The organism is Pseudomonas sp. TMW22091, assembly GCF_022496705.1.
Classification (GTDB): Bacteria; Pseudomonadota; Gammaproteobacteria; order Pseudomonadales; family Pseudomonadaceae; genus Aquipseudomonas; species Aquipseudomonas saxonica.
Window position 1 is genome coordinate 450,747 of record NZ_SCFI01000002.1, and the last position, 15,036, is coordinate 465,782.

The window sequence follows — 15,036 nt, forward strand, 5'->3', positions numbered from 1 at the left end:
TATGACGACAGTGCAATGACACTGTTCACATCCGCTGCAAAATATTTTTGGCTATTACAGGATGTTACACAAACTGTGCGGCGGCGTAGCCCGAGGCCCATGCCCACTGGAAGTTAAACCCGCCCAGATGCCCACTCACATCCAGCACTTCGCCGACGAAATACAAACCGGGGCTTTTGAGCGACTCCATGGTCTTGGACGACACCTCGCGGGTATCGACCCCGCCCAGTGTGACTTCGGCCGTGCGGTAGCCTTCGGTTCCGGCGGGCACAACGTTCCAGCACGCCAGTTTGTCGGCAACCTCAGCCAGTTCAGCCGGTGTGTACTGCTTCATGGGCTTGGACACAAACCAGTGCTCAGCCAACAGGTTGGCCATTTTCTTGGTGAAAATTTCACCCAGCAGGGTTTTAAGCTCGCTGTTCGGGCGCTCCGCCTGCTGAGTGTGCAGCCACTCCAGCGCATCCAGGTCCGGCAGCAGGTTGATTTCAACCGTATCGCCCGGATTCCAGAACGACGAAATTTGCAAAATCGCCGGGCCGCTTAACCCGCGGTGGGTGAACAGGATGTTTTCGCGAAAGCTCTGATCGTTGCAGCTCACCAAGCAGTCCACCGAGGTGCCGGAGAGTTCGGTGCAGATCTCTTTGAGCTGGTCGGTGATGGTAAACGGAACCAGTCCGGCACGCGTGGGCAGCACGCTGTGGCCAAACTGGCGAGCCACCTGATAGCCAAAACCGGTCGCGCCCAAGGTCGGAATCGATAGACCGCCGGTGGCGATTACCAGTGACTGGCAATTCAACTGACCCAGCGTGGTGTTAAGGCGATAGCCCGTGTCGGTTTTTTCGATCTGCTCAACCGAGGTGTCCAGGTGCAGGCTGACGCCCGCCTGTTTGCACTCATCGAGAAGCATCTCAAGGATGTCACTGGATTTGTTATCGCAGAACAGCTGGCCCAGTTTCTTCTCGTGATACGGCACACCATGCTTGGTGACCATCTCGATAAAGTCCCACTGCGTATAGCGGGCCAGGGCCGACTTGCAGAAGTGCGGGTTCTGGGACAGGAAATTGTTGGGCTCTGTGTACATGTTGGTGAAGTTACAGCGACCGCCGCCCGACATCAGGATTTTTTTCCCGGCCTTGTTGGCGTGGTCGATCAGCATCACCGAGCGCCCACGTGCGGCGGCGGTCAGCGCGCACATTAAACCTGCGGCGCCTGCGCCAATAATCACAACGTCGGTGGTACGCAAAGCAATGTCCTCGGTAAAGCTGCCCTCACCCCAGCCCTCTCCCTAAGGGAGAGGGAGCTTGATTGAGGTGATTTCGAATGTTGTGTAAATCAGCCCCCTCTTCCTAAGGGAGAGGTAGCTTGATTGAGGTGATTTCGAATGTTGTATAAATCTGCCCCCTCTCCCTCAGGGAGAGGGTTGGGGTGAGGGGGCGTTTAAAGCGTCTTACAAAACCCGAACGCGCAACACGCGGCCTTTGATTTTGCCTTCGCTCAAGCGCTGGGCGGCCTGTTTGGCCACGGTGCGGTCAACGGCAACATAGGCCTGGAAATCAAAGATCGCAATTTTGCCGACCTGAGCGCCGGGGATACCGGCGTCGCCAGTCAGAGCACCGAGAATGTCGCCCGGACGCACTTTGTCTTTACGACCGGCACCAATCACCAGCGTGCTCATGGAAGGCAGCAGCGGCGCGCCACCCTGAGATTTCAGGGTGTCCAGCGTTTCCCAGTTCAGAGGCGCTTTTTGCAGCTGTTCAATGGCCTGAGCGCGGTGCGCTTCCGACGGTGCAACCAGGCTGATGGCGATGCCTTTTTCACCGGCACGGCCGGTACGGCCAACACGGTGGATGTGGATTTCCGAATCACGCGCCAGTTCGACGTTGATCACCATGTCCAGTGCGTCGATGTCCAGACCACGTGCCGCCACGTCAGTGGCGACCAGGACGGATGTCGAGCGGTTGGCAAACATTGCCAGCACCTGATCGCGGTCGCGCTGTTCCAGATCGCCATGCAGGCCGACTGCCGAAATGCCTTTGGAGGTCAGGTGGTCGACCGTTTCTTGAACCTGCTGCTTGGTGAAGCAGAAGGCCACGCACGATTGCGGACGGAAATGCGCGAGCACTTTGGTCACGGCATCCATGCGTTCTTCTGGGGAAATCTCGTAGAAGCGCTGTTCGATCTGGCTGTCGGTGTGCATCGCTTCCGCTTTAACTTGCTGCGGGTTGCGCATGAACTTGGACGACAGCTGTTTGATGCCGACCGGGTAAGTGGCCGAGAACAGCAGGGTCTGACGACGCTCCGGGGTTTGACGGATGATGTCTTCGATGGCGTCGTAGAAACCCATGTCGAGCATGCGGTCGGCTTCATCGAGCACCAGCGTGTTCAAGCCGTCCAGCACCAGCGAGCCTTTGCGCAAGTGCTGCTGGATACGACCCGGTGTGCCGACAATGATGTGCGCGCCGTGTTCCAGCGAGCCGATTTGCGGGCCGAACGACACACCACCACACAGGGTCAGTACTTTGATGTTGTCTTCGGCACGGGCCAGACGGCGAATTTCTTTGGCGACCTGGTCGGCCAGTTCGCGCGTCGGGCAGATGACCAGCGCCTGGCAACCGAAGAAGCGCGGGTTGATCGGGTTCAGCAGGCCGATGCCGAAGGCGGCAGTCTTGCCGCTGCCGGTCTTGGCCTGAGCGATCAGATCCATGCCTTTGAGGATCACCGGCAAGCTCTGCGCCTGAATCGGCGTCATCTGGGCATAACCGAGGGAGTCGAGGTTAGCCAGCATGGCGGCGGACAGAGGCAGAGTGTTAAAAGCGGTGGCAATGGTGGTCACGAGACTGGCCTGCAAAACAAAATGTCGCGCAGTGTACCAGTCCCGTGCCCTTCGCCAGAAGATTCTGGACGAGATGTCATCCAGATCGCTTCAAAAAACCGCTTAATGTTCCAGTTCATGCTCTGAGTTGGCTTTGGGTTTGCGTCCGTCCTGCGGTGACAGTTGCAGGAAAATCGCCGCCGCCAGCATGGCCATGACCCCTACGGTCAGGAAGGTCAGCTGAAAGGCCCCGAGCACAGTGTCAACACCATCCCCGCCACCGCCGCCGGTGAATCCGCCCAACAAGGCACCGGCACAGGCCACCCCCAGACTCAGGGATAGCTGCGCCACCACGGACAGCAAACTGTTGCCACTGCTGGCGCTGGCGTCATCGAGGTCGATCAGGGTCACGGTGTTCATCGCCGTGAACTGCAAGGAGTTGATCGCGCCCAGTACCGCCAGCATCCCCAGCAGCAACGGGTACGGTGTGTGCTCAGTGACCAGCCCCATGCTGGCCAGCATGATGCCCAGTGCGAAGGTATTGACGGTGAGCACGGTGCGATACCCCGCCCGCTCAATCAGAGGGCGCGCCACCCACTTGGCCAGCATTGCCGCGCCAGCCAGCGGCAACATGCTCATGCCAGCCTGGGACGGTGAATAGCCCAGCGCCACCTGCAACAACAACGGCACCAGAAACGGCAAGGCGCCGCTGCCGAGACGGGCGAACAGATTGCCCAGAATACCCACGGCAAAGGTTTTGGTCTTGAACAGCACGGGGGAGAACAGCGGGTTACTGATATTGCCTGCGCGCAACCAGTAAGCGGCCAGGCAGGCCATACCGGCGAACAACAGCAGCATCACTCGCAAATGCGGTAAATGCAGCTCGCCCAAGCCCTCCATGGCAATGGTGATAAACACCATCGCCGCGCCAAACAGCACAAAGCCCAGCGCATCGAAACGGGTACGCTCGTTGCCGCGCAGGTCAGGGATAAAGTGCCACACCGCCCAGCACCCGAATGCCCCCACGGGCAGGTTGATCAAGAAAATCCAGTGCCAGCTCAGGTACTGCACCATCCAGCCGCCCATCGTCGGCCCGATCAGCGGGCCGAGCAGGCCGGGGATGGTGATAAACCCCATGATGCGCACCAATTCCGAGCGCGGGTACGCCTTGAGCACCACCAGCCGCCCGACCGGTAACATCAGGGCACCGCCCAGCCCTTGAATCACCCGAGCGCCGATCAGTTCATTGAGGGTGCCGGATACGGCACACAATAAAGAGCCAAGGCTGAACAGCAAAATGGCGCTGAAAAAGATTTTTTTGGTGCCAAAACGATCGGCGATCCAGCCGGAGGCCGGGATCAGCAAGGCCACGGTGAGCATGTAAGCAACGATGACGCCTTGCATGCGCAGCGGGTTTTCATCGAGACCGCGGGCCATGTCGGGCAGGGCCGTATTGAGGATAGTGCCGTCAAGCGACTGCATGAAAAACGCGATGGCGACCACCCAAGGCAACCAGCGAAGGGTTTCAGGACTGAGAACCGGACGTGCGGGCATAGGACCTCTTTGTTATTGGAAATACCTGATTGTCGTAGCCGCTGAGGAGCGGAGCGAGGCTGCGTTCGGCGGCGTAGCCGTCGTAGGGCCAGATTGCACGGTGTATCGGTGCAATCGCGTGCTCAGGATTTACGATCGCTTCGCAATCGAACGCAGCCTCGCTCCGCTCGTCAGCGGCTACGGGACCGGATTACAACGTCAAGGTCAGCTTCTTGATCAGTGCCCCCGGCAGCAGGTTGGAGGCAGTCTGGCGTTGGTCGTAGGTGCTTGCCGACAGCAGTAACTCGCGTTCGGCCGTCAGGGCTTCGAGTTGCGACCCCAGCAGACTATAGACGCTGTCATCAAAGCGCATGGTATTGACCGGCGCCTTGATCTCGCCGTCCTCGACCCAAAAGGTTGCAAAGCGAGTCATGCCGGTCAGGCGTGCCGCGGGCTGGTCAGAGTAGTTCAAGTACCACAGGTTGCTGATGTACAGCCCGGTGCCCAATTGCTTGAGAATGTCGGCCTGTTCCAGTGTGCCTGCACCCATCGCCAGTGCGCTCGGTGCTTCACCCTCCGGAGCACCGTTGACTTGCAGGCCGTACTCGGCAGCACTGCGCGAACCGACGAGTTGCTGGTTGGCCTTACCGTGTTTAACCAGGGACAAATCCTGACGCGGATAGCCTTCGCCGGAAAAGGCCGGGCTCAGCGACTGGCTGACCTGTTCATCGAATGACACCAGCGGGCTTAACTGAGCGTCCCCTGCATAGAGTTTTTGCAGCGAGCTGGCTTTACTGGCCAGCGCCTGTGCCGAGAAGCTGCCCAAGCTCAGCAGGCTCATCACCTCTTCCAACGCCGCCGGGGCCAGGTAGGCGCGGTACTCACCGGGCGCCAAGGCTTTCACCGGGCGATCCAGAAACGCCAACTGTTCGCGCGCCAGTTGCATGCGTTGGGCGAAGCGCTGGCTGTCCCAGTCGGCGCCGGCGTAGCTGGCTTTGACGGCTTGGCCATTGCTATGGAACAGGCTCCAGTCGAAGTTGAAACTGTTGGCCTGATGCCAGCCGAATGCGCCTTCGGAACTGGCGTAGCCATAGCAGATGGGTCCGCTGGCATAGAAACCGACCAAATCGACGCCGTCAGCGGCGCGACGAATATCGTCCAGCACGGCAGCGGTATCGGGCAGCGGCTGATCCTGAACCTTGTGGCTGTGCCAAGGTTCAGGGTTGAGCAGCAGGTACGGGTCGGTCGGCAGCAGCGGCAAGGTCTCGCGCAGTTGTTTGAGCGCTTGGGCCAATCGCAGTTGATCGACCGCAGGGTTACCGCCCAGGGTGATGGTCACGTCAGCATGACGGCCCTCGTTGATCAGCTTGAGGCTCAAACTGGCCTGCTGCACCTGACCGGCTTGCCGCACCTTGGCCTTGTTGAAGCGGATAAATTCCGACGACTCGGCGTCGTAGCTCAAGGTGAACTGCTCTGGTGCCTTGATCGCAGCGCGTAGCCACTGCACCAGCGCCTCGAACTGCTCGGCCTGACTCTTTAATGGATTCATCAGGCATCGCCTCCAAATACGTCGATTTGACTGAACACACACGCCGGGGACGCATGCCCCACACGGATCACCTGGTTAGGCTCGCCCTTGCCGCAGTTCGGCGTACCGAGCACCTTGAAGGTGCTGGCGTCGCCCACGGCGCTGAGGTTTCGCCAGAACTGCTCGGAAATGCCCCGGTAGTTGGGGTTTTTCACCACGCCTTTGAGCTCACCGTTTTCGATGAGTTGGCCCCACTCACAACCGAACTGGAATTTGTTGCGCGCGTCGTCAATTGACCATGAACGGTTGGTGGCCATCAAAATGCCGTTTTCGATACCGCCAATCATCTGATCCATCGATTGATCGCCCGGCTCGATGTTGAGGTTGGCCATGCGGTCAATCGGCGGTCGGTTCCAGCTGCTGGCGCGGCTGTTGGCCACGCCTTCGAGGCCCGAGCGGAACTGCGACAGGGCGCTGCCCAATGGTCGCAGCAATACCCCTTGGCGAATCAGGAATTCTTTGTGCGCCGGGGTGCCGTCATCGTCATGGCTGTAACTGGCGAGTTGCTCCGGGATGTCAGGGTCGAAGGTCACGTTCAGCAGGCTGGAGCCGTATTGCAGGCTGCCAAAGTCGCTGGTTTTGACAAAACTGGTGCCCGCGTAATTGCGCTCGTCGCCCAGGATGCGGTCCAGTTCCAGCGGGTGGCCGATGGATTCGTGGATTTGCAGAATCATCTGGTCGGGCATCAGCAGCAGGTCGCGTTTGCCCGCTGGCGTATTGGGCGCCAATAGCAATTGCAGGGCCTGATCGGCGACGTTCGGGGCAGCGCCGATCAAGCCGCAGCGGCTGATCACATCTACGCCGCCTTGCTGGCCAAAGTTGTCGCGGCCCAAGCTGCGTGTCTGACTGTCTTGTCCGTCATAGCCGGTGACTGTCATGCCGGGGTAAACGAAACGCTGCGCCTGACGCAACTCGGCGCCCGCGCTGTTGAGGTAGATCTGCTCGACGGTGTTGAGGCCCAGCGATACGACCCAGCTCACCAGACGCTCATCCTTGGGCACCGCAGCGGACTCGCTGGCCAGCAAATCAAAGCAGTGGTTCAGCGACGGGAAGGCTTGATCGAGGTTGGGTGAAAAATAGTCGGCGCGCTCATGGGACACCGGCTCCTGGCTCAGGTTGAGCAGGGCATGTGCGGCAATCAGTTGCGCCTGCGCTTCGGCGCGATCCAGTGCGGCTTGCAGGCCGGTTTGGGACAGGTCGTTGGTGGCGGCATAAGCTTCAATGCCGCGCAGGCGAACGGTCAGCATGGCGCCTTGGTCGTGCTTGAAGGCGGGAGGTTCTGCGACGTTCTTGCGCACTGACAGGTATTGCCCGGCTTCGCTGACGTAGCGAAGGGAGAAAAACTCGGCCCGGGTGCGCAGTGCGTCAAAGCGCTGTTTGAGCTGAGGGTAAAAGTCGAACATGCACAGACCTCCTTGTTAGAACCAGAAGCCCCTCACCCTAGCCCTCTCCCAGAGGGAGAGGGGACTACAAGCGGAAGCAGATCAAAAGCCCCTCACCCTAGCCCTCTCCCAGAGGGAGAGGGGACTACAAGCGGAAGCAGATCAAAGCCCCCTCAGCCTAGCCTTCTCCCGTAGGGAGAGGGACTAAATGCGGAAGCAGAAACGCGCAACGCCACTGATCAGCTCCCTCTCCCTCCGGGAGAGGGTTGGGGTGAGGGGCTTGCAGTTAAACCGGGCAACCCTTGGCGCGCAAAATCGCGTCAAAACGGTCAGGGTCCAGCGTGCCCGCTTCAATGGCTTTAAGCGTCGCCTGTTCACGGGCCAACAAATCATGGCAGCGCTTGAGCAATTCCGGCAGTTCACTGCGCGACGCTGCGACCACGCCGTCACCGTCGCCAATCATCAAGTCACCCGGCATCACCAACATGCCTGCACACGAAATAGGCACGTTGATTTCACCGCCACCATCCGTACTCGGGCCACGGTGTACGCCGCCGATGGCGTAGGCCGGCAGTTCACCGGTTTGCCACTCGTCGAGGTCGCGCAGGGCACCGTTGATCACCACACCGACAATGCCGGCCTTGAGCGCCATAGCGCGCATGATGCCACCGAACACGGCACGGGTCAGGTCGGCACTGCCGTCAATCACCAGCACATCGCCGGGGCGAGCCATTTGCATGGCTTTAAGGATCATCAGGTTGTCGCCGGGGCGAACCCGTACGGTCAGCGCGCTGCCCAACATCGGGCGCGTGCCGTGGAACGGCTTGAGACCCAGCCCACCTACGTTGCGGCCCAGACAGTCACTGACGGCGGCGGCAGGGATCTTGCTGAATTCGGTGAGCCATTTTGGATCGAGAGGTTCTGCGTTTGGATTAATCAGAAAGCCGGTCGGCCATTTGCTGGATGAGACAACATCAAACATAGAAAACCTCTTGGCCAGGCAAGGCTGGCATGTCGGGTGGGGCGGGGGGGTGTTACGCGAAACGAGGCACTAGATTAGGCCTGCGCTCAAGCGGGGGCAAGCAGGGGAAGATGAAAGTAAAAATTACACAAAATTCGTAGCAGCTGCCGAAGGAACGAGGCTGCGTTCGGTTGCGAAGCGACCGTAGACCAGAGAGCGCGATTCATCAGAGGAATCGCGTCAGCTGAATTTACGACGGCTGCACCGCCGAACGTAGCCTCGCTCCGCTCGTCAACTGCTACGCAGGTTCCTTATTGCACAGCACGCAGCGGTTTGCCACGTACCGGTGCATCGCCTGCCACGTAGTAGTCGGCAGTGCTGCGCGGCAGCGGTTGGCGACCACGGATCTTGTCGGCGATTTTCTCGGCGATCATGATTGTCGGCGCGTTCAGGTTGCCGGTGGTGATCAATGGCATGATCGAGGCATCCACCACACGCAACCCCTGCATCCCGTGAACACGGCCTTCGCCATCCACGACAGCCATCTCATCGGTGCCCATTTTGCACGAGCAAGATGGGTGGAACGCGGTCTCGGCATGCTCGCGAATGAAGGTGTCGAGCTCTTCATCGGTTTGCTTGTCGATGCCGGGGCTGATTTCACGGCCACGGTAAGCGTCCAGCGCCGGCTGCTGCATGATTTCGCGGGTCAGGCGGATGCCGTCACGAAACTCCTGCCAGTCCTGCTCGGCAGCCATGTAGTTGAACAGAATGCTTGGGTACTCACGCGGGTCTCTGGATACAACATTGACCCGGCCACGGCTTGGCGAGCGCATGGAACCCATGTGCGCCTGAAAACCGTGCTCTTTCACACCATTGCTGCCGTTGTAGTTAATCGCAACGGGCAGGAAGTGGTACTGAATGTTCGGCCACTCGAACTCTTCGCGAGTACGGATAAAACCACCGGCTTCGAACTGGTTGCTCGCGCCAATGCCCTTGCCCAGGAACAACCACTCAGCACCAATTGCAGGCTGGTTGTACCAGAGCAGCGAAGGGTACAGCGACACCGGCTGAGTGCAGGCGTATTGCAGGTACAGCTCAAGGTGATCCTGCAAGTTCTGGCCCACGCCCGGCAGGTCATGCACCACAGGAATATCGAGGCTGTTCAGTAGCTCTGCCGGGCCAACACCGGAGCGTTGCAGCACGGTCGGTGAACCGATGGCGCCGCTGCACAGCAACACTTCCTTGCGCGCTTTGGCTTCAATGCGCACGTGGTTGTCGCCGATCATGTAATGCACGCCAACCGCACGCTTGCCTTCAAACACAATCTTGTCAGTCAGGGCGTGGGTGACGATTTTCAGGGTCGGGCGCTGCTTGGCCGTGTCCAGATAACCGCGTGCGGTGCTGGCGCGACGGCCGTTAGGCGTCACGGTACGGTCCATCGGGCCAAAGCCTTCCTGCTGATAACCGTTCAAGTCTTCGGTACGTGGGTAACCGGCTTGCACGCCCGCTTCAACCATGGCGTGGAACAGCACATTGTTACCAGGTTTTGGCGTGGTCACGCTGACCGGGCCATCGCCACCGTGGTAATCGTTGGGGCCGATGTCACGGGTTTCGGCTTTGCGGAAATACGGCAAGCAGTCCAGATACGACCAGTCTTCGAGGCCAGGGTTTTTTGCCCAGCCGTCGTAGTCCATCGCGTTGCCACGGATGTAACACATGCCGTTGATCAGCGACGAGCCGCCCAGGCCTTTGCCGCGGCCACATTCCATGCGGCGGTTATCCATGTGCGGTTCTGGATCGGTTTCAAAAGCCCAGTTGTAACGGCGGCCTTGTAACGGGAAGGCCAGCGCCGCCGGCATTTGAGTGCGGAAATCGAAACGGTAATCCGGGCCGCCTGCTTCAAGCAGCAGCACGGTGACGCCTTCGTCTTCAGTCAGACGGGCTGCCAGGGTGTTACCGGCAGAGCCGGCACCAATGATGATGTAGTCGTATTCAGTCGTCATGCTTCCTCCAGCGGGAAGTTACACGCTTCAAGCTGCAAGTCAGAGCAGCGAGCGTTGTCAGTGAGAAAGGATGGGCAAGTTAAAGCCGTTTTTAATCTGGCTTTAACTTGCCGCTTGCAGCTAAAAGCATGCCGCTATCAAAACACCGAAACGTAATCGCCCAACTCGACCTGCACCGATTTGATCTGGGTGTATTGCGCCAGCGAGCTGATACCGTTTTCACGGCCAATGCCCGACTGCTTGTAACCGCCCACCGGCATTTTCGCGTCGGATTCGCCCCACGCATTGATCCAGCAAATGCCCGCTTCCAACTGATGAATCACGCGGTGGGCGCGGCTCAAGTCTTTGGTCACAAGGCCTGCCGCCAAACCGAACTCGGTGTCGTTGGCGCGGCGGATCACTTCTTCTTCGGTGTCGTAGGTGAGGATGCTCATCACCGGGCCAAAGATTTCTTCTTTAACGATGGTCATGTCATCGGTGCAGTCGCTGAACACGGTCGGTGCCACGAATGCGCCTTTGCCCAGTTCGCCTTCCGTCAGACGCTGGCCGCCGCACAGCAGGCGCGCCCCTTCTTCCTTGCCCTTGGCAATGTAGCCCAGCACGCTTTCCATGTGAGCAAAGCTGACCAGTGGGCCGAAGTTGGTGTTTTCATCTTCCGGATTGCCGATGCGGATGCGAGCAACGCGCTCCACAATCTTGGCTTCAAACGCGGCTTTGAGCGCAGTCGGGATAAACACGCGGGTGCCGTTGGTGCACACCTGGCCCGAACTGTAGAAGTTGGCCATCATCGCGGTATCCGCTGCACGATCCAGGTCGGCGTCGTCGAAAATGATCAGCGGCGACTTGCCACCCAGTTCCATGGTCACTTCTTTCAAGGTCGATTGCGTGGCGCTGGCGGTTACTTTCTTGCCGGTTTGAACGCCGCCGGTGAACGAGATTTTCTCGATGCGCGGGTGCTCGGTCAGCCAGGCGCCGACTTCACTGCCACTGCCCGTCAGCACGTTGAAAACGCCGTCTGGCAGGCCGGCTTCAGTGAAGATTTCCGCCAGTTTCAAGGTGGTCAGCGAAGTCACTTCGCTGGGTTTGAAGATCATGGCGTTGCCCGCGGCCAGTGCCGGTGCGGATTTCCACAGGGCGATCTGGATCGGGTAGTTCCACGCGCCGATACCGGCGACCACGCCCAACGGCTCGCGACGGGTATAAACAAACGAGGTGTCACGCAGCGGGATTTGCTCACCTTCGATGGCAGGCGCCAGGCCTGCGTAATACTCCAGCACGTCAGCACCCGTGACGATGTCAACGTAGCGGGTTTCAGAATAGGCCTTGCCGGTGTCCAGCGTTTCCAGCGCGGCCAGCTCATCGTTGCGCTCGCGCAGGATGTCGACAGCACGACGCAGAATGCGTGAACGCTCCATGGAAGTCATGGCGGCCCAGATTTTCTGGCCTTTTTCGGCGCTGACTACAGCACGTTCAACATCTTCTTTGGTGGCGCGTTGCACTTGAGCGAGGACTTCGCCGTTAGCCGGGTTGATGGCATCGAAGGTAGCGTCGCTACCGGCGTCGGTGTAGCCACCGTCGATGTAGAGTTTTTGCAGTTCGAAACGGGCCATAAAATCCTCGCAAGTGCATAAAGTGGTTGGCGTTGGTCGTGAAGCCGGTTGCCATCTAACTGGGGCAACTCAACGTCACGACAGTTCAGGGGTTAAGCGTTTATTGAGGCCTAACTCACCTGTTTCGCCAGTTGTAGATCCATATATTCGTAGCAGATGCGTTGTGCCTGATCGGTGTCGAAGCCATCACCGGAAAGGGCACCCCGCAACCATAGACCATCAATCAATGCCGCCAGACCGCGCGCCGCACTGCGGGCCTGGGCCTGGGGCAGTACACGTCGAAATTGGCAGCACAGATTGGAATACAAACGGTGGTCGTTGATGCGCTGCAATCTGTGCAACGACGGCTGGTGCATGCTGGCGGCCCAAAAAGCCAACCAGGTTTTCATTGCCGGGCCATTGACCTGGCTGGCGTCGAAGTTGCCCTCGACGATGACCTGCAAATGAGCCCGCGGGCTGTCGTCACTCAGCGCCTGACGACGTTCGGTGACGTTGTCGATCAAGACGTTCATCAAGTACCGCATGGTGGCGGCAATGAGTCCGTTCTTGTCTTTGAAGTAGTGACTGATGATGCCGTTAGACACACCGGCCAAACGGGCAATCAGCGCAATGCTGGCATCCGCCATCCCGACCTGATCGACCGCCTGTAACGTGGCTTCGATCAACTGCTGACGGCGTATGGGTTGCATACCGACCTTGGGCATTTCGTGCGTCTCCTTGGGCCGGCGAGCAGTGCAATTGAATCACTGAACGACGGCCAGTCTATTTTGTTTTGATTGAACGTTCAATCAACAAAGAATAAGCTCTGCGACAATTCGTCGCGATTCATGCCGTTTTCCTACGCGTGAATGGCGCAAAACGGCACTTTTAATTCCCGGTAACCCCTGTGGGCGCCTACGCATACGACAGGGTGAATCAGGTTTTTTAGCGGTGCCTTTATATCACCCGACCGTTGGTCGCTATCTAGGAAGATGGTCGGGTGGCGTGCTGCCTCAAGTTTTCTCTCGCGCTGCCTGGAGCATCCGTGCCATGAGTTCTGCTTCTCTAATAAAGACCCCACCGCAAAAGGTGACGGTCAACGGTTGGGTGTTTTACACCTCCACTGCCTTGATACTGTTGCTCACTGCCATTTTGATCGCGGCTCCCGAAGAAGCGGGCCGTATTCTGGGAGTTGCCCAGCAATGGCTGTCGCGCAGCTTCGGTTGGTACTACATGGTAGTGATCGCCGCTTACCTGATTTTTGTCGTCGGGCTGGCGTTCTCTTCCTACGGTAAATTGAAACTGGGCACCAAACAGGACACCCCCGACTTTAGCTACGGCGCGTGGGCGGGGATGCTGTTTTCGTCGGGTATCGGTATTTCGCTGTTGTACTTCGGTGCTTCGGAGCCGCTGGACCACTACTTCAATCCGCCCGAAGGCGTATCGGGCAGCCATGAGGCCGCACGGCAAGCCTTGCAGCTGACGTTTCTGCATTGGGGCCTGCATGGCTGGGCGATTTACGCGTTGGTGGGGTTGGCGGTGGCGTACTTCGCCTACCGTCACAACCAGCCGCTGGCCTTGCGTTCGGCGCTGTACCCGTTGATGGGCGAGCGTTGGGTCAAAGGCGCGGCGGGCCACGCAGTGGATGGTTTTGGCATGTTCGTGACGTTGCTCGGGTTGGTGACCAACTTGGGCATCGGCTCGATGCAAGTGTCGTCGGGGCTTGAGAACCTGTTCGGCATGGAGCACAGCAACACCAACTTGCTGATCGTGATTATCGTGATGAGCACCGTGGCTACCATCGCGGCAGTCTCGGGGGTTGAAAACGGCATCCGTCGGCTCTCCAACCTCAACATCGTTTTGTTCAGTGGTTTGCTGATTTTCGTGTTGCTGTTTGGCCCCACCCTGCACCTGCTCAATGGCCTGGTGCAGAACACGGGTGATTACCTGAACGGCATCATCATGAAAACCTTCGACCTTTACGTGTACGTGGGCGATACGCCGAGAACCGAAGGCTGGCTGGGCCTGTGGACCTTGTTCTACTGGGCGTGGTGGATTTCCTGGGCACCGTTTGTGGGCATGTTTATCGCGCGTATTTCCCGTGGTCGTACGGTGCGTGAACTGGTGGCAGGTGTGTTGCTGATCCCGCTGGGCTTTACCCTGGCGTGGCTGTCGATCTTCGGTAACTCGGCGCTGGAGCTGGTGGTGAATCAAGGGGCGGTCGAGCTGGGTAAAACCGCGCTGGAACAACCGTCGATGGCCATCTATCAACTGCTTGAGCATTACCCTGCGTCGAAAATCGTGATTGGTGTGTCGATCTTTGTCGGTTTTGTGCTGTTCCTTACCCCGGCGGACTCTGGCGCGGTGATGATGGCCAACCTGTCGTGCAAAGGCGGTGACGTTGATGAAGACGCCCCGCACTGGTTGCGTATCTTCTGGTCGGCGGTGATCACGCTGGTGACCATTGGCCTGTTGTTCGCCGGTAACTTTGCGGCCATGCAAACCATGGTCGTGCTGGCGGGCTTGCCGTTTTCGGTGGTGTTGGTGCTGTTCATGTTTGGCTTGCACAAGGCCATGCGTCAGGACACCCAGATGGAATTGGAACAGGCTGAACTGGCGGCGCGTGGTCGTCGCGGATTCAGCGAGCGTTTGACGGCCCAAGACCTGCAACCGACGCAAGCGGTGGTGCAGCGTTTCATGGATAAACACGTGACCCCGGCCCTGGAAGAAGCCGCCGTACAACTGCGCAGTCAGGGGCTGGACGTGCAAACCCTGTTGGGCAGTGCCAAGCGCTGCATGGGCTTGCGGGTGGAGATGGACGAAGGTAATCCGTTTGTCTACGAGGTCAGCCTGGACGGCTATTTGGCGGCACCGAGCGACTCGGGTGACGATGAAGTGCGCAGTCGTTATTACCGGGCCGAGGTGTACCTGCACAACGGCAATCAAGAGTACGACCTGATGGGCTTTACCCAAGAGCAAATCAGCCGTGATGTGCTCGACCAGTTTGAAAGCCATCGCCAGCTCCTTGGTAGGGTTTATAGCTGAGGAGTGCCAAAGCCCCTCACCCTAGCCCTCTCCCGGAGGGAGAGGGGACTGATTGGGGGCTATTTGACTGGACGCAGTTGAATTCACGCACGACGCGGTCGGTTCCCTCTCCCTCTGGGAGAG

Annotated in this window: 10 protein-coding genes; 1 reads left to right on the forward strand and 9 read right to left on the reverse strand. The window is 59.0% G+C overall.

Translation table 11 applies throughout. The annotated features are described in order from the left end of the window. Window positions 1-64: 64 nt before the first annotated feature. The 9 genes from EQV93_RS05855 to betI all read right to left on the reverse strand — a co-directional run bounded on the left by EQV93_RS05855 (window position 65) and on the right by betI (window position 12,593). The gene (locus EQV93_RS05855) at window positions 65-1,243 is read right to left on the reverse strand and encodes an NAD(P)/FAD-dependent oxidoreductase (protein ID WP_240891073.1); all 1,179 of its coding nucleotides are present in this window, start codon (window positions 1,241-1,243) and stop codon (window positions 65-67) included. 204 nt (window positions 1,244-1,447) lie between these two features. Continuing rightward, on the reverse strand, window positions 1,448-2,785 hold the full coding sequence (gene dbpA, locus EQV93_RS05860; RefSeq protein WP_233609082.1) for an ATP-dependent RNA helicase DbpA: 1,338 nt from the start codon (window positions 2,783-2,785) through the stop codon (window positions 1,448-1,450). Window positions 2,786-2,935: 150 nt separating this feature from the next. Next, window positions 2,936-4,366: a multidrug transporter subunit MdtD gene (gene mdtD / locus EQV93_RS05865; protein WP_122785433.1), complete on the reverse strand. Its 1,431-nt coding sequence runs from the start codon at window positions 4,364-4,366 to the stop codon at window positions 2,936-2,938. 190 nt (window positions 4,367-4,556) lie between these two features. Beyond that, complete coding sequence (locus EQV93_RS05870; RefSeq protein ID WP_122785432.1) at window positions 4,557-5,894, reverse strand: TldD/PmbA family protein; 1,338 nt, start codon at window positions 5,892-5,894, stop codon at window positions 4,557-4,559. After that, window positions 5,894-7,336 (reverse strand): TldD/PmbA family protein, encoded by a 1,443-nt coding sequence (locus EQV93_RS05875; protein WP_122785431.1) that lies wholly within the window; start codon window positions 7,334-7,336, stop codon window positions 5,894-5,896. The genes EQV93_RS05870 and EQV93_RS05875 overlap by 1 nt, the downstream gene beginning before the upstream one ends. Window positions 7,337-7,601: 265 nt before the next feature. Then, window positions 7,602-8,297, reverse strand: coding sequence for an RraA family protein (locus tag EQV93_RS05880; RefSeq protein WP_122785430.1), 696 nt, complete (start codon window positions 8,295-8,297; stop codon window positions 7,602-7,604). Between the two features lie 290 nt (window positions 8,298-8,587). Then, window positions 8,588-10,279: a choline dehydrogenase gene (gene betA / locus EQV93_RS05885; RefSeq protein WP_122785429.1), complete on the reverse strand. Its 1,692-nt coding sequence runs from the start codon at window positions 10,277-10,279 to the stop codon at window positions 8,588-8,590. Between the two features lie 137 nt (window positions 10,280-10,416). Continuing rightward, window positions 10,417-11,889: a betaine-aldehyde dehydrogenase gene (gene betB, locus EQV93_RS05890; protein WP_122785428.1), complete on the reverse strand. Its 1,473-nt coding sequence runs from the start codon at window positions 11,887-11,889 to the stop codon at window positions 10,417-10,419. A gap of 110 nt (window positions 11,890-11,999) precedes the next feature. Then, window positions 12,000-12,593 (reverse strand): transcriptional regulator BetI, encoded by a 594-nt coding sequence (gene betI, locus EQV93_RS05895; RefSeq protein WP_122785427.1) that lies wholly within the window; start codon window positions 12,591-12,593, stop codon window positions 12,000-12,002. Between the two features lie 382 nt (window positions 12,594-12,975). Between betI and EQV93_RS05900 the strand changes: the two genes are divergently transcribed. Then, on the forward strand, window positions 12,976-14,913 hold the full coding sequence (locus tag EQV93_RS05900) for a BCCT family transporter (RefSeq protein WP_240891161.1): 1,938 nt from the start codon (window positions 12,976-12,978) through the stop codon (window positions 14,911-14,913). Window positions 14,914-15,036: the final 123 nt, after the last annotated feature.